The following is a 22,882-nucleotide window of genomic DNA, read 5'->3' as shown; positions in this document are numbered from 1 at the left end:
AAATGCGAGAAAAACCGTGATCTGTAGGAGCGAGGCTTGCCCGCGAAGGCGATCTCAAGGACGCCTTCGCGGGCAAGCCTCGCTCCTACAAAAATGAGTTACGCAATGGCCAAACGGCGTTCCAGTAAGTCCTCAAGCTCATCAAGCAACTCATCACCACGCAACAGCTCGTAGTGCCCGCCGGCCAACAGGCGATCAACGCCATGACTGCCGACCTGGGCCTCGAACACCCGACGTTCGTCGTCGCGCCCGGCCACCCACCAACGATGGGCCGAGGCCTTGATCGTCGGCAGTTGCCGATGCGCCAGCGCCAGTTGCTTGAGGCGTGAGCCGGTGGCAAAGATCTGCGTGAGCTCCCCCGCGCCCAATGCGGCCTGTTCATTGGAACCGTGCAAGGCGGCTTCAATCACGGCGGTGGAGCCCTCGCGTTCACTCAAGCCAGCGGCTTTGCGCGCAATCAACGCCTGAGCCTCATCGGCGGGCAAACCGAGCACAAACTTCAGGAAATCACCGAGGTCCTCGCGCCAGTCCCCCGCCTCGGCGGTGCCGGCCACGTAGCTGTCGACCAACCCGGCAAACGTCACGGTCTCACCTTGCGTTTCCAGTTCATGCGCAACCAACTGCGTCAACGCGCCGCCCAACGACCAGCCCAGCAAGTAATACGGTCCTATGGCCTGTTGACTGCGAATCCGCTGCGCATAGGCTTGCGCCATGGCGAGCAGCGATTCGTCCTGCCAGTGCGGGTCAAGCAGCATGCGGCATTGCACGCCGTACACCGTGCGTCGTCCTTCCAGACGCCGGGCCAACGGTTCGTAGTCGAACACCGTGCCGAAACCGGCGTGCAGGCAGAACAGCGCCGGCACATTGGGGATCCGCGCATTCAGCGCCAGCAAAGGGTCCGGCGCAGACGTGGGTTCGGTCACCTGATAACCACTGAGTTCGGCAATGCACGGTTTCTGCATCAGATCCCGCAGCTTCAACTCGAAGCCCAGTTGCGGCTGACTGCGCACCCGCGAGATGACTTTGAGCACCTGCAACGAGTCGCCGCCCAGTTCGAAGAAGTTGTCGTCGATGCCCACTTGCGGCACGCCGAGCACCTCTTGCCAGATCGCGGTCAGCGCCTTTTCCAGATCGTTGCGTGGCGCGCGATAACCACCGAGCGCCCATTCAGGCATTGGCAGTGCGCGACGGTCGAGCTTGCCGTTGGCCGACAGCGGAAAGCGTTCCAGCACCAGGATCCGTGGCGGCACCATGTAGTCAGGCAGTTGCGCTTGCAGCTCAGATTTCAAGCGACGATCCAGCCCTACAGCACCGGCCGCCACCACATAACCGACCAATTGCTTGCCGGTCGGCGTGTCGTGTACCACCACGGCGGCATCCTGCACCCCAACGCATTCGCGCAGACGCGCTTCGATCTCGCCCGGCTCGATGCGGAAACCACGGATCTTCACTTGCTGGTCAAGACGCCCCAGATAGTCGATCAACCCGCACTCGCGCTGGCGCACCAGGTCGCCGGTGCGGTACATGCGGCCACCGGCCTCGAACGGATCGGGGATGAAACGCTCGGCGCTCATGCCGGGATGCTGGTGGTAACCGCGCGCCAGGCATTCGCCGCCCAGGTACAACTCGCCGCTGACACCGGCCGGCAACGGATTGAGGTCGGCGTCCAGCACATACAAACCCCGCCCGGCCACGCCACGCCCAATCGGCGCATACGCCGCGTCGCAGGTTTCGCTGGCCTCGGCACGCCACAGCAGCGGCGTGACCACGGTTTCGGTCGGACCATAACCGTTGACCAGACGCTGCGGACGCAAGGCGCGCTTGACCTGCTCGAAGCTCGCCTCCGGCACCGCATCACCGCCAAAGCAATACACCTCGACCGCCGGTGGATTGCCAAGGCGTTCGGCCACTTCGGCCATCTGTTGCAAGTAGGCCGGCGGGAAGCAGGCGACGGTGACGCCATGGCGCTGCATCACTTCGAGGGTTTGCTCCGGGGTCCATAAACTGTCCTCGCGGATCACCAGGCTGCCACCGGCCAGCATCACACTCAGCCAACGCTCCTGCGCACCGTCGAAGGCGAACGACATGAAGTGCAGCTCACGGCTGCGCGGTGCCAGTTCGTAGAGCTCGATGATGCCGCGGCAATGCCGGGCAATCGGCCCACGTGCCACCGCCACGCCTTTGGGCTGGCCCGTGGAACCGGAGGTGTAAATCAAATACGCCAAGTGCCCCGGCAACGGATTGGAAACCGGGCATTCAGCGTGATCTGTAACGCTCAACTGGTCGAGCAGCAGACGTGGCGGGCTGTCGGCCAGGGTCAGTCGATCCCCCAGATTGCTGTCACAGAGCAACAGGCTGGCCGCCGAATCGCTCAACATATAAGCCAGCCGCTCGGCCGGGTACGCGAGGTCCAAAGGCAGATACGCCGCCCCTGCTTTAAGCACCGCGAGGAACGCAACGATGGTGCGTTCGGAACGCGGCAACGCCACCGCCACCAGACTTTCCGGGCCGATGCCGCAGCCGATCAGTTGCTGCGCCAACCCATTGGCCTGCGCCTCAAGCTGTGCATAACTGACGTGCCGATCTTCACAAATCAAGGCGATTTTCTGCGGTTGCGCTTTGACGTGTTGATTAAACGCGTGAAGCAAATCAGCGGTGTCATCTGACACCTGCGGCAGACTCAAACGCGCCTCAGGCAAGCCAATATTGCCAAGCAGACGCGTAGCATCCTCCGGCAACGCACGCAGCAATCCTTCCAACTGCGCACGAATCCGCTCGACTTCCACGTCACTGAAGCGATCACGCAGGAACAGGTACTCAACTTCCAGGCCTTCTTCGTTGGCGCTGACCATCAAGTCCATCGGGAAGTTGGTCACCCCGCCACTGCCGACTTCGGCAAAGCGCAGCTCGCCTTCCTCGCCGCCTTTCAAGGCGCGGTCCACCGGATGGTTTTCGAACACGATGATGCTGTCGAACAAACCCTGGCCACCCTGCCCGGCCCAGCGCTGAATGTCCGACAACGGCGTGTGTTCGTAGTCACGCACCATCAGGTTGTAATCCTGCAAGTCGCGCAGCCACTCGCCCACCGGCTGTTGCGGATCAAGGGTCTGAATCACCGGCAAGGTGTTGATGAACAGACCGAGCATGTCCTGCGCACCGGCCAACCCGGTCGGGCGCCCCGCCACCGTGGCGCCGAACGCGACACTGCGCTGGCCGCTGTGGCGTTGCAGCAGCAACAGCCACGCGCCTTGCACCAGCGTGTTCAGTGTCACGCGTTGACGCTTGGCGAAGCTGTGCAGTTTGCGCGTCGCCTCGGCGTCGAGGTGGCTGTACATCACGCCGTGACCGGAACCTGCGGCACCGGAAGCTTTGGCCAGAATGGTCGGTTCTTCGAGCAGCGCCAGGCGCTCACGCCAGAAGCCTTCGGCTTGCGCGCCGTCCTGGCGTTGCAGCCAGGCGATGTAGTCGGCGTAGCGCCCGGTCAGGGTCGGCAGGCTGTCGTTGTGGTACAGGCGCAGCATGTCGCCCAACAGACGCGAAGCGCTCCAGCCGTCGAGCAAGAGGTGATGGTAGATCCAGATCATCTGGTAACGGTCATCACCCAGGCGCACCAGGATGAAACGCATCAACGGCGGGCAGCTCAGGTCGAAGCCCTTGGCCTGTTCCGCTGCGGCCAGTTCGCCCAGCGCCTGCTCGGTGTCGGAGCGGTCGCGCCAGTCGAGTTCTTCGATCGGCAACTCGACGTCGGCGAACACCGCTTGCAGCGGATCGGCCAAGCCATCGCGCCAGCGGAACGCGGCGCGCAGCACTTCATGCCGCTCGACCAGCGTCTGCCAGGCCGCGCGGAAACGCGGCACCTGCAAGCCGTCGACCGCCACGCTCAACTGGTTGACGTAGGGGTTGAGCTCCGGTGAATCCAGGCAATGGAACAGCATGCCTTGCTGCATCGGCGACAGCGGATACAAGTCTTGCAGACCTTCACGGGCAGCGATGTCGATGTGCGGCACCAGTGAGAAAGCTTCGACGTTTGGCGCTTCGATCAATGTTGCTTCACGGCTGCTGGCCACGGAGGCCAAAGCACGAATGGTCTGCTGCTCGAACAGCTGCTTCGGACTGAACACCAGCCCACGCTGCCCGGCACGGCTCACCGCTTGCAGCGAAATGATCGAATCACCGCCCAGCTCAAAGAAGTTCTCGGTGACGCCCACCGACTCCAGCCCCAGCAGTTCCTGCCAGATCTCAACCAGCAACACTTCGGCCGGTGTTGCGGCGGCCACGTGATCGTGGTTCTGCCGAGTGGCTTCCGGCGCCGGCAGGCCTTGGCGATCAAGCTTACCGTTCGGCGTCAGCGGCAACGCGGCCAGGCACATCAAGTGTGCCGGCAACATGTGCGCCGGCAATCGGCTGCGCAGATGAGCCGTCAGCGCTTCACGCAGAGCCTGCTCATCGGCAAGCGGATCGCGGGGCACCACGTAACCGACCAACTGGCGGCTCACCGGACCTTCACGGTCGATCACGAACGATTCACGCACGCCTTCGTGTTCCAGCAGGCAGGCTTCGATTTCGCCGAGTTCGATACGGAACCCGCGAATCTTCACTTGCTGGTCGATACGGCCGAGGTATTCAACGACGCCATCGGCGCGGAACCGTGCGAGGTCGCCGCTGCGGTACAAACGCGCACCCGGCACGAATGGATCCGGCACGAAGCGTTCAGCGGTCAGGTCCGGACGTTGATGGTAACCCCGGGCGACGCCCTCGCCGCCCAGGTACAACTCGCCCGCGACGCCAACCGGCAGCGGTTGCAAGCCGCCATCCAGAATGTAGGCGCTGCGGTTGCCCACCGGCCGGCCAATCGGCATGAACGCCGAGTCGAACCCGGTATCCGGGTACGCCAGCCAGATCAGCGGCGTGATCACCGTTTCGGTCGGACCGTAACCGTTGATCAAACGCTTGGGTTGCAGCACTTGCTGGACTTCATCGAACGCGTGCTTGGCCATGCCTTCGCCGCACGGGGTGTAGGAGCGGATCGGCAAATCACGCCCCGCTTCGCCCATGAAGTCGGCGATCTGCGACAGATAGGTCGGGGTAAAACAGGCAATGGTGATGCCGTGTTTTTCGATCTCGGCGCAGGTGCGCTCCACGCTCCACAACTCGTCATCGCGGGGCATGACTGCCGAACCGAACACCAGCGGCGTCAGCCAGCGTTCGTGGGCGCCGTCGAAACTGATCGAGGCGAATTGCAACTCGCGGTCGTCCGGGGTCATGCCGTACAACTCGCCGATCGACAGGCAATGCATGGCCAGCGGACCGTGGGCCACACTGACGCCTTTGGGCCGCCCGGTGGAGCCTGAGGTGTAGATCAGGTACGCGAGATTTTCGCCGCAGGTCAGGTTGACCGGGTTGGTGTCCGCCATGGACGCCAGCGGCTCGCGGTCGATTTCCAGCACCGGCAGGCCTTCGGGCAACGGCAGTTTTTCCCGCAGCCACGACTGGCTGATCATCAGCGAAATGCCGCTGTCTTCCATCAGGTAACGCAGGCGTTCCGTCGGGTAAGCCGGGTCCAGCGGCACGTAGGCGCCGCCGGCCTTGAGGATCGCCAGCAGACCGACGATCATTTCCGGTGAGCGCTGCATCGCCAGGCCAACCCGCACTTCCGGACCAATGCCCAGTGCGCGAAGACGATGGGCCAATTGGTTGGCGCGACGGTTGAGCTGATCGAAGCTCAATTGCAGATCGTTGAAGATCAGCGCGGTGGCGTCCGGGCGAATGACCGCTTGGGCCTCGATCAACTGATGCACACAGAGCGGGTTTTGCGCGGCCGTGAATGCCGGGTTCCATTCGACCAACTGTTGCGCGCGTTCCGGCGCGGTCAGCAGGTCCAGTTCACTCAATGCCGCGTTTGGCGCGGCGACCATCGCCGCCAGCAGCGCGGCCAGATGCTCGCTCATCCGAACAATCGCTTCGCCGCTGAAATGGGCGCACTGGTAACTCCAGTTCAGGCTCAATTGGCTTTCGGCGGTGGCCGCCAGGGTCAGCGGGAAGTTAGTGCGTTCATGGTTCTGCGGAACCGAGAAGCTCAAACCGGCCGGCGCGCCTTGTTGCAGCGCTTCGGCCACCGGGAAGTTTTCGAACACCAGCAGGCTGTCGAACAGCGGCTCACCGGCACGCCCGGCCCAGCGCTGAATGTCCCCCAATGCGGTGAATTCATGCTCACGCAGTTCGAGGTTTTGTGCCTGCAAACGGGTCAGCCACTGGCCGACGCTTTCCACCGCGTCCGGGCTGCTGATCACCGGCAACGTGTTAATGAACAGGCCCAGCTGGCTTTCGGCACCCGGCAAATCCAACGGCCGCCCCGCCACAGTCGCGCCGAACGCGACACTGCGCTGGCCGCTGTAGCGTTGCAGCAACAGTGCCCAGGCGCCTTGCACCAAGGTGTTGAGGGTGACTTTTTGCTGGCGGGCAAACTCGCTGAAACGCTGGCTGGTGGCGACATCGAAGGTCTGGCGATGGTCGGCAAATTCTACGGCCAACTGATTTTTACCGTCGCCATGGGCCAGGCTCTGCGCCAGTAACGTCGGGTTGTCGAGGGTCGCCAGCTGCTCGCGCCAGAAGACCTCGTCGGCGTGGGCATCCTGACGTTGCAGCCAGCCGATGTAATCGGCGAAACGCCCAGTCGGCGCCTGCACATCCTGCCCGGCATAACGCTGCAAGACTTCGCTCAGCAGCAGCGAATTACTCCAGCCATCCAGCAACAGGTGATGGTGGGTGTAGATCAGTTGCTGACGCTCATCGTCCAGCCGCACCAGGGTCAGGCGCATCAATGGCGCCCGGGTCGAATCGAGTTGCAGGCGCTCGTTGTCGATCAGTTCAATCAATGCGTCGGCCTGATCGCTGCGGCCACGCCAGTCCAGACACGTCATCGGCAGTTGCAAATGACGATGGACCACTTGCACCGGCGCTTCGAAACCGTCGGGGAAGTGGAAGCTGCTGCGCAGGATCGGATGGGTGTCGAGCACCGCTTGCCAGGCGCGGCCAAGACGCTCGGCGTCGAGGCCACGGGCTTGGACGCTGAGCTGATTGACGTAGGCGCCAGACGCCGATTCATAGAGGCTGTGGAACAACAGACCGGCCTGCATCGGCGACAGCGGATACAGGTCTTCGATCTGCGCCGGCGGCACCGGCAAGCCATCGAGTTGCGCCTGGGTCAGGCGCGCCAGCGGGAAGTCCGCCGGGGTCACGCCACCCGCACCGTCGCTCAGGCAATGGGCGATCAGCGCCAGCAATTCACGTTGGTAATCGGCTGCCAGCGCTTCGATTTCACGTGTGTCGAAGCATTCGCGGCTGAAGGTCCAGTCGAGTTTCAGTTCGCCGCCATACACCTGGCCGTCCACCGACAGCCAGTTCGGCAACGGTGCGTCCGCCGATTGCGCGGCGCCGCTGGATTCCTTGGCCGGGGTGAACAGGGCGTCTTCGGCGAAGCTCTGGTCGAACTGCCCGAGGTAGTTGAACGTCACGCGTGCTTGCGGCAAACCGGCCAACGCCGCTTGGGTCGAGGCATCGCCCAGGTAGCGCAGCAGGCCGTAGCCCAGGCCTTTTCCGGGGATTTCGCGCAGTTGCTGCTTGATGGCCTTGATCGAGCCCCCCAGGTCGGCGGTCGGCGTCAGGCGCACCGGAAACAGACTGGAGAACCAGCCGACGGTGCGGGTCAGGTCGATGTCGTCGAACAGCTCTTCGCGACCATGGCCTTCGAGTTGAATCAGCGCCGAAGCGTCACCGGTCCAGCGGCTGAGGGTTCGGGCCAGCGCGGTCAGCAGCAGGTCGTTGACCTGTGTGCGGTAAATGGCTGGCGCCTGTTGCAGCAGCCTGGTGGTTTGATCGCGGTCCAGGCCGATGCTCACGCCTTGGCGCAGATGCCCGGCCTGACTGGCTTGGGCATTGGCGGCGGGCAGCGAATCATTGGCGACGCTCAGCTGCGCTTGCCACCAGTCCAGTTCGCTGGCAGCGGCTTCGGAGCGGGCGTAGGCGTCAAGTTTGTCGGCCCAGGCCTGGAAAGCGCTGGTCTTCGGTGGCAGGTCTTGCCCTTGATAAGCGGCTTGCAAATCTTCCAGCAACACCCGCCACGACACCCCGTCCACCGCCAGGTGATGGATCACCAACAGCAACCGTTGCGAACCATCCGCCTGAGCGATCAACGCGATGCGCAGCAGCGGACCGTCTTGCAGACTGAGGCTGCGCTGCGCCTCGTTGCACACCGATTCCAGCGAAGCATCGTTGGCCACGCGGGCGGTCCAGAGCATGTCGATCACATCGCAGCTGTCAGCCCCGACATAACGCGCCGACCATTGGCCATCGACCTGACTGAAGCGCAGACGCAGGGCATCATGCTGCTTGAGCAAACGTTGCAGCGCGGCTTGCAGGCGTGGCAATTCAAGGGTTTCGCGTGGCGTCAGCAGCACCGCCTGGTTCCAGTGCGCGCGTTGCGGGATCGGCTCGTCGAAGAACCAGCGCTGGATCGGCGTGAGGGTTTGCACACCTTCCACCGGCCCTTGCTGCGCCAGCGGGGCGGCCTGTTCCTTGACCACGGCGGCCAGGGCTTGCAAGGTTTGCTGCTGGAACAGGTCGCGGGGTTGCAGGCTCAGGCCGGCGCGGCGCGCACGGCTGACCACCTGGATCGAAATGATCGAGTCGCCGCCCAGTTCAAAGAAATTGTCCTGACGCCCGACCTGCTCCACGCCCAGCACGTCCTGCCAGATCTGCGCCAGCACCTGTTCATGTTCGTTGCGTGGCGCTTCGAAGGCGCGTTGGCTGACCTGTGCGGTCGGCGCGGGCAGGCGTTTGCGCTCGAGTTTGCCGTTGGGGCTCAGGGGCATTTGCTCGATCAGCACGGTCTGCGCCGGCACCATGTAATCCGGCAGGCTCGCCAGCAAATGGCTTTTCAGGGTTTCACGCCACGCGCCTTGTTGCTCGGCATCGGCGCTGACCAAGGCTCGATCCTGCGGCACGATGTACGCGACCAACTGCTTGCCGCCCGGGCCATCGAGGGCCAACACTACGGCTTCCTGCACGTCCGCATGTTCTTGCAGGCGCGCCTCGATTTCGCCGAGCTCGATGCGCAAACCGCGAATCTTCACTTGGTGGTCGATGCGCCCGCAGTAGTCGATGGCACCGTCAGCGCGATAGCGCGCCAGGTCACCGGTGCGGTACAGACGCTCGCCGCTGCCAAATGGGTCGACCACGAAACGCTCGGCGGTCAGCGCGCCACGACGGTGGTAACCGCGCGCCAGGCCGACGCCGCCCAGGTACAACTCGCCCACCGCGCCCAGTGGCAACGGTTGCAGTTCGCTGTCGAGGATGCAGGTGCGCAAGTTGGCAATCGGCCGGCCAATCGGCACGCTGTCACGCCCTTCTTCCACGCAGGTCCAGTGGGTCACGTCGATGGCCGCTTCGGTCGGACCATAGAGGTTGTAGAGATTGGCTTGCGGCAGGCTGCGCAAGGTCTGGCGTTGCAGTTCCATCGGCAGCGCTTCACCGCTGCAAATGATCCGCTGCAACGAGGTGCAGGCCAGCGCTTCGTCGGCAGCGATGAACGCCGAGAGCATCGACGGCACGAAGTGCAGCGTGGTGATCGCCTGCTCGACGATCAACGCGGCCAGGCGTTGCGGATCACGGTGCTCGCCCGGCGCGGCGAGCACCAGGGTGGCGCCCTTCATCAGCGGCCAGAAAAACTCCCACACCGACACGTCGAAACTGAACGGCGTCTTTTGCAGCACGCGGTCGCTCGGCTGCAAGTTGTAGGCTTGCTGCATCCAAGCCAGACGGTTATGCAGCGCCACATGGCGGTTACCGGCGCCCTTGGGTTTGCCGGTGGAGCCGGAGGTGTAAATCACATAAGCGAGGTTTTCCGCGACCGCAAGGTTGGGCAGGTCAGTGCCCGGCAAGTCGTTCAGCCAATCGGCGTCGGCGTGCAGGCACAAGGTGCGCACGTTGTCCGGGGTCGGCAGTTGCGCCAGCAGATATTCCTGGGTCAGCAACAACGCAATGCCGCTGTCTTCGATCATGTAGCTCAAGCGATCAACCGGGTATTCCGGGTCCAGCGGCACGTACGCACCGCCCGCCTTGAGAATCGCCAGCAGGCCGACAACCATTTCAAACGAACGGTCGCAGGCAATCCCCACCAGCACGTCCGGGCCGACACCCTGGGCACGCAAGTGGTGGGCCAAACGGTTGGCGCGCCGGTTCAGCTCGGCGTAACTCAGGGACTGCTCCTGGAACACCAGCGCCGTCGCCTCTGGGTGTTCAACTACGCGTTCTTCGAAATGGCGCTGCACGCAGACTTCGCCCGGATAGGCCTGAGCGGTGTCATTGAGCTCATTGAGGATGCGCAGACGCTCATCGGCGTCCAGCAACGGCAATTCGGCGAGCGGGCATTGCGGGTTGGCCAGAACACCGGCCAACAAATTGCGCCAGTGCCGCGCGAGGTGCTCGATACGTTCAGCGTCGAACAGATCGGTGGCGTAAGTCAGGCTGGCGAACAGCTTGTCGCCCTCCTCCTGGGTGTCCAGTTGCAGGTCGAACTGGGTGGTGTGCGCCGTGGCGTTCAATGCCTCGACGCGCAGGCCGGCGAGCAAGCCGCTGACCGCCGCCGGTGTGGCTTGCTGGTGGTTGAACATCACCTGGAATAGCGGGCTGTGACTGAGACTGCGTTCACCTTGCAGCGCCTGCACCAGACGCTCGAACGGCAAGTCCTGATAATCCTGGGCGTCCAGCGAGGCGGCGCGGGTCTGGTCGAGCAATTGGCTGAACGGTAGACGTCCGTCCAGTTCCGCGCGCATCACCTGGGTGTTGACGAAGAACCCAATCAAGCCACGAATTTCCGCGCGATTACGGTTGGCAATCGGCACACCGACACGCACGTCGGCCTGGCCGCTGTAGCGATAGAGCAAGGCCTGGAAGCTCGCCAGTAACAGCATGAACGGCGTGACACCGCGCTGTTTGGCCAGGCTCATCAGACCGCTGGCCAACGTGGTATCGAGGGCGAAATCCAGACGCGCACCGCGCTGGCTCGGTTGCGCCGGGCGCGGACGGTCGGTCGGTAATTCGAGCAGCGGTTGTTCGCTGCCCAGGCGGTCGCGCCACCAGTTGAGTTGACGTTCCAGCTCGCCCGCCTCCATCCAGCGGCGTTGCCACATCGCATAGTCTGAATACTGGATCGGCAGTGCCTCCAGCACCGTGTTCTGACCTTGGCAATGCGCGGCGTAGAGCCGGGAAAACTCTTCCACCAGCACGCCCATCGACCAGCCATCGGTGACGATGTGGTGCAGGGTCAGCAACAGCACGTGGTCTTCGGCATCGAGTTGCAACAGGCTGACCCGCAACAGCGGGCCGTGTTGCAGATCGAACGGCCGGGCGATGTCCTGTTCGACGCTGTTCATCGCCTGATCGAAGCGCTGATCCTGGGGTTCGCCACGCAGGTCGATCTGCTCGATGGGCAGCGAGGTGAACTCGGCCAGCGTCTGCACCACTTGCCCGTCATCCTCGACGAACCGGCTGCGCAAACTCTGATGCCGCTCCAGCAGCCCATCGAAACTCTGCTGCAACGCAGCAACGTTCAGCGGCCCGTGCAAACGCAGCGCGGCCGGAATGTTGTACGCCGAACTGTGTGGATCAAGTTGCCAGAGGAACCATTGGCGCTGCTGCGCGTATGACAATTCAAACGTTGCTTGCGGCTCGGCAGCCGGCGGAATCGGCAGCTGGCCGAAGCTCACGCCCTGCTCTTGCATGCGTTGCAGAAACTCGCGGCGCTTATCAGCCGGCAGGCCGGCGAAGCGGCTGGCGATGCGCTGGGCAGTGGTGTGTTCCATCAGTTGATCTCCATCTCGTCGAGAAGCGACTCAAGCGCATCAAGACGTGCATCGTTGTCAGCCGGGGCGTGTTGCCCGGCCATGGCGGCATAAGCCTGAAGGTCGGTGGATTCGAACAGCGCGCGCAGCGGCAGCTCGATGCCCAGTTCCAGTTCCACGCGGGCACTGGCCTGGGCCGCGAGCAATGAATGCCCGCCCAATTCAAAGAAGTTGTCGCGTCGGCCTATCTGCACCACGCCCAGCACGTCGGCCCAGATCGCGGCCAGTTGCTGTTCGAGGTCGCCCTCGGGGGCTTCGAACGGCCGTTGCCATTCCTGGGCATCGGGCACCGGCAGCGCCTTGCGGTCGAGCTTGCCGTTGCCGGTCAATGGCAAGGCATCCAGCAGCAACCAGTGGCTCGGCACCATGTAGTCCGGCAGATCCACCTTGAGCGCGGTGCGCAGGTTGTCGCGCCAGGCGATCGGGTCATGCGGGGTTTGCTCGGCCACGACGTAGGCGCACAGCTGCGGCCCGCCGTCGCCGGCATGCACGCTCAACACCGCTTGGCGCACGCCCGGTTGGGCCAGCAGCGCGGCTTCGATTTCGCCCAATTCGATGCGGAAACCGCGGATTTTTACTTGCTGGTCGATCCGGCCGAGGTAGTCGATGCTGCCATCGGCACGCTGACGCGCCAGGTCGCCGCTGCGATAAAGACGCTGCGAAGCCTCGAACGGGCTCGGCACAAAACGCTCGGCGGTCAGGCCGAAACGGCCGTGATAACCCCGCGCCAGACCGGCGCCGGCGATGTATAACTCGCCCGCCACACCCACCGGCACCGGATGCAGCTGACTGTCGAGCAAGTACCAGCGCAGGTCGCGGATCGGCAGGCCAATCGGGCTTTGGGCCTTGCCGTCGAGGTCGGCCAGGCGGATCGCACGGTAGGTCACGTGCACCGTGGTTTCGGTGATGCCGTACATGTTGACCAGGGTTGGCTGTTGGTCGCCGAAGCGTTCGAACCACGGACGCAGGCTCGCGACTTCAAGGGCTTCGCCACCGAAAATCACCTGACGCAACGCCATGCTTCGTGGGCTGGCACAGGCAATCGGCAACAACTGGCGGAACGCGCTCGGCGTCTGGTTCAACACCGTCACGCCCTCATCACAGAGCAAGCGATGGAATTGCTGCGGCTCGCGGCTGATGTCATACGGCACGATCACCAGACGCCCGCCGGTGCACAGCGAACCAAACAGCTCCCACACCGAGAAGTCGAAGGCGTAGGAATGGAACAGCGTCCAGACATCGTCCGGACCGAAGCCAAACTCGCCAGCCGTGGCCGTGAGCAGACGCCCGACGTTGCCATGGCTGAGCAATGCGCCTTTAGGACGACCGGTGGAACCGGAGGTGTAGATCACGTAGGCGAGGTTGTCCGGGGTCGCCAGCGCTGGCAGGTTGGCGTCACTGACCCCATCCAGCTGCAACGATTCCAGGCTCAGCACCTGCACGCCGTCTCGGGCCGGCAGACTGTCGATCAAGTGTTGCTGGGTCAGTAGCAGCGTGATGCCGCTGTCTTCGATCATGTAGCTCAGGCGTTCGGCCGGGTAATGCGGGTCGAGGGGCACGTAGGCGCCGCCGGCCTTGAGAATCGCCAGCAAGCCGATCACCAATGGCATGGCCCGCTCGGTGGCGATGCCCACGCGCACTTCAGGCCCGACGCCCTGCTCGCGCAGTGTGCGCGCCAAGCGGTTGGCCTGGGCGTTGAGTGCGGCGTAGGTCAGGTGCTCGCCTTCGTAGACCAGCGCGACGGCATTCGGCCGTTGTGCGACTTGCGCTTCGAACAACTGATGCAAGGTCGGCGACGTCGGTTGCGCCTGGAATGCGGGGTTCCAGTGCTGCACCAAAGCCTCTTGCTGCGACCCGTCAATCAGGGGCAGTTCGGCGACGCGTTGCTGCGGATCGCTGACCACCGCACGCAGCAGGTTCAGCCACTGCTCGCCAAGGCGCTGCATCGACGCTTCGTCATACACATCCGTGGCGTAGGTCAGGCTGGCATCCAGTGCTTCGCCCTGCTCCTGAGTATCGAGGACCAGATCGAACTGCGTGGTGTGTTGCTGCCAGTGCAGACGCTCGACGTTCAGGTCGGCAACCGTGCGTTCGACACTCGCGCCCAACGGCTGCTGATGGTTGTAGAGCACCTGGAACAGCGGGCTGTGATTGAGGCTGCGGTCCGGTTGCAAGGCGTCGACCAGCTGCTCGAATGGCAAGTCCTGATTCGCTTGCGCGCCCAATGCAACCTGTTTGACCTGTTGCAACAAGGTGCTGAACGGCTGCTGCCCATCGATCTCGGCACGCAGCACCTGGGTGTTGATGAAGAAGCCGATCAGGCCTTCGGTTTCGAGACGCGAACGACCGGCGCTCGGCACGCCAACGTTGATGCGCGACTGCCCGCTCTGGCGATGCAGCAAGGTCTGGAAACTCGCCAGCAACAGCATGAACAACGTCACTTGCTGTTCCTGGGCGCGTTGACGTAAACCGGCGAGCAACTCGCGATCCACGTTGAGCATCAGGCTGGCACCGCGCTCGCTGCGGCGGGCCGGATGGGTCAGTTCGCTGGGCAATTCCAGCGGCGCCTGGCTGCCGGCCAGTTGCTCACGCCACCACGTCAGTTGACGTGCACCCTCGCCCGCTTCCAGCCAGTCGCGCTGCCAGCGGGCGTAGTCGCTGTAGTTCACCGGCAGGTCAGCCAAACCGGCGGCGCGACCGCTGGCGGCCGCCTGATACAAGGAGCTGAACTCATCGACCATGACCTGCATCGACCAGCCGTCGGCAGCGATGTGATGGACGATGAGGACCAGCACGTGTTCGTCGGTGTTCACTTGCAGCAGCAACATGCGCCATAGCGGACCGTTGCGCAGGTCGAACGGACGCGCGATTTCTTCGGCCACGGCCGTGTCGACCGACACCTGATCGAGTGTGCGTTCCTCCAGTTGCAACGCCAGATTGTCGTGCAGCACCGCACGTGCCTGCAGACCATCTTGTTCGAAGGTCGTGCGCAGGGTTTGGTGACGGTCCTGCAACCGGGCGAAGGCTTCGCGCAGGGCTTCGCGGTTCAGCGGGCCTATGAGGCGCAGTGCGGCAGGAATGTTGTAGGCCGGGCTTTGCGGGTCCAGTTGCCAGAGAATCCATTGGCGCTGTTGGGCATAAGACAAAACCTGCGGCTGATCGATCACGGCACGTTGTAGCAAAGGTTGACCGCTGATATTTGCCAGCGCGGCACGCCCGGCAAATTCCGCCAGGTTCGCAGCGGAGAACAAGCTGCTCACCGACAGTTCGAGCTGCAACTGCTGCCGCACCCGCGAGATCACCTGAAGCACCAGCAACGAGTGCCCGCCGAGCGCGAAGAAGTTGTCGTTGCGGCCAACTTGCCCGACCTGCAACACGTCCTGCCAGATCAGCGCGAGTTGCGTTTCCAGCCCTTCGACCGGGACCACGAAGTCACGCTGTGCATCGCTGGCCTCGGCGCGTGGCAAGGCTTTGCGATCCAGTTTGCCGTTGTTGTTGAGCGGCAACTTCGGCAGCAGGACCAAGTGATTCGGCACCATGTATTCCGGCAGCGACTGATGCAGAGCGGCTTTCAGGCCTTCCAGATAATCAACTTCGGACGACAGCGAATCGCCGGCCACGATGTACGCCACCAGTAGCATGCCGTCCTGGGCGATGACCGCCGCTTCACGCACGTCTTCACGGGCTTGCAGGCAGGCTTCGATCTCGCCCATTTCGATGCGGAAACCGCGGATCTTCACTTGATGGTCGATGCGGCCGACGTATTCCAGCTGCCCTTGGGCGTTGTAGCGCGCCAGATCGCCGCTGCGGTATAGACGCGCGCCCGGTTCACGGGCAAACGGGTCCGGCAGGAAACGTTCAGCGGTCAGCGCCGGACGATTGAAGTAGCTTTGCGCGAGGCAGGCCGGAGCGCCGATGCACAGTTCGCCGACACCGCCGGACGGCAGCAACTGACCCGCCGCATCCAGCACATACAGCGCACGGCCGGCGATGGCACGACCAATCGGAATGCCAAACGCATCGCTGGCATCGTCGAGACTGCACTCATGCACGCTGGACACCACGGTCGCTTCGGTCGGGCCGTAGGTGTTGAGCAGTCGCATGTGGCTCAATCCGGCCTGATGCCACAGGCGCAAACCTTCGACCGACATCGCTTCGCCACCGACGTGGACCTGGCGCAAAGCACCGAGACCGCTGACCACGCCGCTCGCGCATTCGCGAGCGAGCAAGTACCAGTAAGCGGCCGGCAAGTCCGCCACGGTCACGCCGTGCTGGACGATTTCGGCGGCGAGGCGACCGGCGTCCCACACGTCATCGCCGCGCATGATCAACGCCGCGCCGACGCACAACGCCGGGAAACATTGCTCGACGAAACCGTCGAAGCTGAAGGTCGCGAATTGCAACACCCGATCCGACGCCGACAGCACCGAATAGTCGGCGGCGCTCTGGCAGAACTCGCGCAACGCGGCATGGGCGATGGCCACGCCTTTGGGTTGGCCGGTGGAGCCGGAGGTATAGATGATGTAGGCCAGATCGCCGGCGACCGCGTGGTTGTGCGGATTGCTGTCGGGGTAGTCGGTGCCGTCCTCAAGGCTGAGACGGCGCACGCCCGGTACCTCCTCCAGCAGACCGGATTCGCACAGCAGCACGTCGAGACGGCTGTCGTCGATCATGTAGGCCAGGCGTTCGTTCGGGTATTTCGGATCGAGCGGCACGTAGGCGGCGCCACTTTTGAGCACCGCCAGCAGGCTGACGATCAGCTGCGGACCACGGTGCAGCGCCAGGCCGACACGCTTGCCCGGACCGGCACCGTTGGCCATCAGACGATGGGCCAGACGGTTGGCCAGGGTGTTCAATTGCGCGTAGCTCAGGGACTGGCCGTCAACCTGCAACGCCAGCGCGTCCGGGGTCGCGGCGGCCTGCGCGGCGATCTGCTCGTGGGCCAGAAGTGTTGTGGACAACTCGATTGTCGGCGGTTGGCTGATCGCGAGCAGCGCGTTTTTGCCGTCGACGTCGAGCAGTTCCAGCGCGCCAAGTGCGGCGTCCGGCTGGGTGACAAGTTGCATGAGCAGGTGCTGCAAATTGGCCGACAACCCGGCAACTTGCGCCGCGCTGAAACGCGCTGCGTCGTAGCTGAAGTCCAGGCTCAGGCCTTCCCCCAGCTCGATGCCCAACGTCAGCGGATAGTGGGTGCGCTCGTGATTGTGCAAATTGCCGAACGACAACCCGGCCGGTGCGCCCTGTTTCAACGCTTCGGCCACCGGGAAGTTTTCGAACACCAGCAGGCTGTCGAACAACGCCGAACCCTGCTGCCCCGCCCAGCCCTGAATGTCGTAAAGCGGCACGTGCTCGAACTCGCGCATGGCCAGGTTCAGCCCTTGCAGCTCGCCCAGCCATTGGCTGACCGTGCAATCCGGCTTCATCGCACAGACCAGCGGCAACGTATTGATGAACAACCCGAGTTGCGCTTCGATCCCCGGCAACGGCGCCGAACGCCCGGCAACCGTGGCCCCAAACACCACGCAATCCTGGCCAGTGCAACGATGCAGCAACAGGCTCCACGCCCCTTGCAGCACGGTGTTGAGCGTGACTTTCTGCCGGCGGGCGAACTCGATCAGACGCTGGGTGGCGCGGCTATCAAGGGCGACGCGGTATTCCTCGCTGCCCTCGGCGCCCACTGGCGGGCGCAAGGCTTCGGCCAGCAACGTCGGCGCTTCCAGCGGTGCCAAAACGGCTTTCCAGAACTGCTCGCCTTCGGCAGCCGATTGCTGCTGCAACCAGCCCAGATAATCACGGTATTGCCCGGTCGGTGCCGGCAGCGCCTTGCCAGTGGCGTAATGCTGGATCACTTCGGCGAGCAACTGCGCGTTGCTCCAGCCGTCCATCAAAATATGGTGGCTGGTGTAGATCAGGTGCCAGTCATTGGCGCCCATGCGCACCAGCTTCAAGCGAAACAGCGGCGCACTGCCCAATTCAAAACCTTGGGCACGTTCGGCGTCGGCCAGCGTATCGGTGTCGGTGGCGTCCAGCACTTCAAGCGGCAACGCGACGTGGCGGACAATCGCCTGATGCGCGGTGTCGAGGCCTTGCCAGTGGAAGCGGCTGCGCAGGATGTCGTGACGCTCCAGCGCGATTTGCCAGGCCTGAGCGAATCGCTGCGGATCGAGGCCCTGAATGTCCAGACGTAACTGACTGATGTAGGCGCCGACTTGCGGTTCGTACAGCGTGTGGAACAGCATGCCCTGCTGCATTGGCGACAGGGGATACAGGTCTTTAAGGGTCGCGACCGACAATTCGTCGAGTTGCACCTGACTGATGCGTGCCAACGGGAAATCCGACGGCGTGACCTGAGGCACTTCAACGCCGCAGCAGTGTTCGATCAGCGCGTTGAGTTCTTGGGCGTAATCGTCCGCCAGACGCTGGATGGTCGCGGTGTTGAACATCTCGCGACTGAAACCCCAGCTCAGCGCCAACTCGCCACCGTAGACCTGGCCTTCGACCGTCAGCCAGTTGCCCAGCGGCGCCGACGGATCCTGGGCCACGCCGTTGCCTTCGGTGGACGGCACGAACAGCGCGGCGTCGTCGAACTGGCGGTCGAACTGCCCGAGGTAGTTAAAGGTGATGCGCGGTTGCGGCAACGCGGCCAGTTCGGCGCGCATCGCCGGGTCGCCGAGGTAACGCAGCGCGCCGTAGCCGAGGCCTTTGTCCGGCACGGCACGCAGTTGCTCCTTGATGGTCTTGATCGACGCACCGAGGTCACTCGACGGCATCAGGTTGACCGGGAACAGGCTGGTGAACCAGCCGACGGTGCGGGTCAGGTCGATGTCGTCAAACAGGTCTTCACGACCATGGCCTTCGAGCTGAATCAGCGTGCTGCCCTGCCCGCTCCAGCGGCACACCACCCGCGCCAGTGCGGTCAGCAGCAGGTCGTTGACCTGGGTGCGATACGCCGCCGGGGCGTGTTGCAGCAGTTTGCGGGTTTGCTCGGCGTCGAGTTTGATTTCGAGTTTGTGCTCGAAGCGGTTTTGCAGCGCGCCGTTCGGACGGTCACACGGCAAATCGGTCGGTGCGTCGCGCAGCTGGGCCTGCCAGTGACCGAGGCTGTTTTCAAACGCTGGCAAATGATCTTGCAGACGGGCGACCCAGCGTTGATACGTGCTGGTTTTCGCCCTCTTCACGGCGCTGCCGCTGTAGAACTGTTGCAGATCGTCCAACAGCACGCGCCAGGAAACACCGTCCACCGCCAGGTGATGGATGACTAGCAGTAAACGCTGAGAACCGTCCGCCATCGCCACCAGCAGCGCCCGGATCAACGGGCCATTTTGCAGATCGAGGCTGCGCTGGGCTTCGTCGCACAGCGCATTGAGTGCTTCGACCGATTGCGCCTGACGCTGCCACAACACTGACTCGGTGGTCGGCGCCGCATAGACCTGTTGCCAGCCTTCAGCGGTCTGCTCGTAACGCAGGCGCAAGCTGTCGTGATGGGTCAGCAACTGCTCAAGCGCGCGGTCCAGCGCCTCGACGTTCAACGCCTCGCGCGGCACCAGCAACAGCGATTGGTTCCAGTGCTGACGCTCGGGAATTGCTTGCTCGAAGAACCCCTGTTGCACCGGCGCCAGCGCGACCGCGCCAGTCGCCGGACCTTGATCGATCAACGCGTGCTCGCCGCTGCGGGCAGCCTGGGCCAGGCTGCGGACGGTCTGGTGCTGGAACAGGTCCTTGGGGCTCAACACGATCCCGGCCTGGCGCGCACGGCTGACCACTTGCATCGAGACGATGGAGTCGCCGCCCAGTTCGAAGAAGTTGTCTTCAAGGCCGACGTTGTCGATGGCCAGCACGTCCTGCCAGATCGCGGCGAGGGCTTTTTCCATCGTTGTGCGCGGAGCGACGTGCTCGCGCTGTTGCTGCGCGCCGTCAATCGCCGGCAAGGCCTTGCGGTCGAGTTTGCCGTTGGGGGTCAGCGGCAGCTGCGCGAGGAACAGCAGGAACGCCGGGACCATGTAGTCCGGCAGGTGTTGGCGCAATGCCGCTTTCAGGGTTTCACGCAGGGTGGCTTGCGCATCGGCGTCATCGAGCAACGCCGGATCGGTCGGCACGATGTAGGCCACCAGTTGCTGCCCGTTGACGCCGTCCTGCGCCAACACGGCCAGTTCGCGCACGTCCGCTTGCTGCAACAGCCGTGCTTCGATTTCGCCCAGCTCGATACGGAAGCCACGGACCTTGACCTGATGGTCGATGCGCCCGACGTATTGCAGCGAACCGTCGACCTGATAACGGGTCAAGTCGCCGGTGCGGTACAAGCGCTCGCCGTTGCTGGCGAACGGGTTCGGCACGTATTTTTCGGCAGTCATGCCTGGGCGTGCGAGGTAACCGCGGGTGATGCCGGCGCCCGCCAGGTATAGCTCGGCGGACACGCCTTGGGGCACCGGTTGCAGGTCGGCGTCCAGCAAATAGCTGGCGGTGTGCTTGAGGGGACGGCCGATGTTCGCGCGACCGCCCGCTGCACGGCGGGTCCAGGTCGAATAGGTGGTGTCCTCCGACGGCCCGTACAGATCGTAGACGTGTGCGACGGTCGACTGCTCATACAACGCGTCCACCAGGCTCTGCTTCAGCGGCTCGCCGGCGAGGTTGATGATGCGCACGCTCGGCGGGATCTGTCCGTCGCGCTGCAAGGCGTTGATTGCCGACGGCACGGTGTTGATCAGGCGCACCTGATCCCGGGCCGGCAGTTGCGGCAACTCCAGGGCGTTGCGGGCGATGATCACCGAGCCGCCGTTGGCCAGGGTCACAAACAGCTCCCATACCGACAGGTCGAAGCACACCGAGGTCGAGGCCAGCACGCCCTGGATGTCTTCGCGGCTGTACACCGATTTAGACCAGTCGATCAGCGCCAGCACGTTGCGATGGGCGATGGACACGCCCTTGGGTTTTCCGGTGGAGCCGGAGGTGTAAATCACGTAGGCCAGGTTGTCCGGCGTGACGCGGGTGACCGGCGCGCTGCTCGGGTAAGCGGCCCAGGTCATATCGTCCATCAGCAACACCTGGGTATCGGCGGCCACGGCCAATGTCGCGGCGACCGAATGCTCGGTCAGCAGCACCAGGGCGCGGCTGTCTTCGAGCATGTAGGCGACGCGTTCGGCCGGGTAATCCGGGTCCAGTGGCACGTAGGCGCCACCGGCCTTGAGGACGGCAAGCAGCGCGACCAGCAAGCTGTCGGAACGCTGCATCGCCACGCCGACCCGGACTTCCGGGCCGACACCCAGTTCGATCAGCCGGTGGGCCAGGCGATTGGCCTGAGCGTCGAGTTCGGCGTAGGTCAGATGCTGGGTGGTGAAGGTCACTGCCAACGCGTCCGGGCTGGCCGCGACTTGCTGGCTGATCAGTTCATGAATGCACAAATCCTGCGCGAAGCTTTCGTCAGCGCGATTCCAGTCATGCACGATGCGCTGGTATTCAGTGCTTTCCAGCAGCGGCAAATCGCTGATGCGCTGCTGCGAATCGCTGACCATGCCCTGCAATAGATGCGTCCAGTGCTGCGCCATGCGCGCGATGGTCGCGGCGTCGAACAGGTCGTTGGCGTAGGTCAGCGCCGCGTGCAGTTTGCCGCCCTTTTCATACGTATCGAGGGTCAGGTCGAACTGCGTGGTGCGCCCTTCCCACTCGATTACGCCCAGCGCCAGGCCGGAGGCGGTGCTGACCGTGGAAATGTCCGCGACCTGCGGCTGGTGGTTGTACATCACTTGGAACAGCGGCGTGTGGCTGAGGCTGCGTTCCAGTTTCAGCGCCTCGACCAGGCGCTCGAATGGCAGGTCCTGATGGGCCTGGGCGCCAAGGGCGGTTTCCTTGATGGCGCGCAGCAACTCGTCGACGCGGGTCTGACCATCGAGCTTCGTGCGCAACACCTGGGTGTTGACGAAGAAGCCGATCAGGCCTTCGATCTCGGCGCGGTTACGGTTGGCAATCGGCACGCCGACGCGGATGTCGGTCTGCCCGGTATAGCGATGCAGTAGCGCGTTGAAGGCGCCGAGCAGCAGCATGAACAGGGTGACGCTGTGTTTCTGCGCCGTGGCCCGCAGTTGCTCGGCCAGTTGCGGGTCGACCGCAAACTCGTAACGGGTGCCGCGATAGCTCGGCATCGCCGGGCGCGGGTGATCGGTGGGCAGTTCCAGCACCGGGTGCTCATCACCCAGTTGTGCTTGCCAGTAGTCGAGTTGACGCGCCTGTTCGCCCGCCTCGAGCCAGCGGCGTTGCCACAACGCGTAGTCGCTGTACTGGATCGGCAATGGCGCGACTTGCGGTTGCGCGCCCGCCTCAAAGGCGTCGTAGCAGCGGATGAATTCGTCGATCAGCACGTTCATCGACCAGCCATCGGACACGATGTGGTGCAGGGTCAGCAGCAGGACGTGTTCCTGCTCGGCGAGCTTGAGCAAAGTGACGCGCAGCAGCGGGCCGACTGACAGATCAAACGGCAACACCGATTGCTGCTCGGCTGCCTTGGCAACTGCCACTTCGCGCTCCGTGGCTGGCAAGGCGCTGAAATCCACATGATCGATGACCAGCGGCGCGCTGGCCGGCACTTGCAGCAACGTGTCGTCGGCCTGGCGCTGGAACACCGTGCGCAGGGTTTCGTGACGCGCCACCAGGCTGGCGAAGGCTTGCTCCAGCGCCGGCAGACTCAAACGCCCGGTCAGGCGCACCGCACCGGGCAGGTTGTAGGCGCCGCTTTGTGGGTCCAGTTGCCAGAGAAACCACATGCGTTGCTGGGCATACGACAGCGCCTGGCGATCTTCGGCGTCGACGCCGGCTGGAATGGGGAACCGGGCGAAATCAACGCCTTCCTTTTGCAAGGCCGCAAGGAACATCTGGCGCTTTTCCAGGGGCAACCCGATAAACCGGCGAGCAAGTTTCAAGGAGTCTTCAGCATTCATTTCTAAGCATCCGGATCAGTGGCGGGAAGCACAAAGGCACGTCGTCCCTATAAA

At 63.7% G+C, this 22,882-nt stretch carries 2 protein-coding genes; both read right to left on the bottom strand.

Translation table 11 applies throughout. The features are described 5' to 3' along the window. Positions 1-98: 98 nt before the first annotated feature. Positions 99-11,861 (bottom strand): non-ribosomal peptide synthase/polyketide synthase, encoded by an 11,763-nt coding sequence (locus tag HP062_RS30470; RefSeq protein WP_172792489.1) that lies wholly within the window; start codon positions 11,859-11,861, stop codon positions 99-101. After that, the gene (locus HP062_RS30465; protein WP_172792488.1) at positions 11,861-22,828 is read right to left on the bottom strand and encodes a non-ribosomal peptide synthetase; all 10,968 of its coding nucleotides are present in this window, start codon (positions 22,826-22,828) and stop codon (positions 11,861-11,863) included. Before HP062_RS30465 ends, HP062_RS30470 begins: the two co-directional genes overlap by 1 nt. Positions 22,829-22,882: the final 54 nt, after the last annotated feature.

It is taken from the genome of Pseudomonas sp. B14-6 (assembly GCF_013260315.1).
Taxonomy (GTDB): Bacteria; Pseudomonadota; Gammaproteobacteria; order Pseudomonadales; family Pseudomonadaceae; genus Aquipseudomonas; species Aquipseudomonas mandelii.
Note: the sequence above shows the minus strand (reverse complement) of the source record. Positions and strands in the feature narration are given on the sequence as shown.

Excerpts from the sequence above, each read along its gene's own strand:
- HP062_RS30470 (WP_172792489.1), bottom strand. The coding sequence starts at position 11,861 with ATGGAACACACCACTGCCCAGCGCATCGCCAGCCGCTTCGCCGGCCTG.
- HP062_RS30465 (WP_172792488.1), bottom strand. The coding sequence starts at position 22,828 with ATGAATGCTGAAGACTCCTTGAAACTTGCTCGCCGGTTTATCGGGTTG.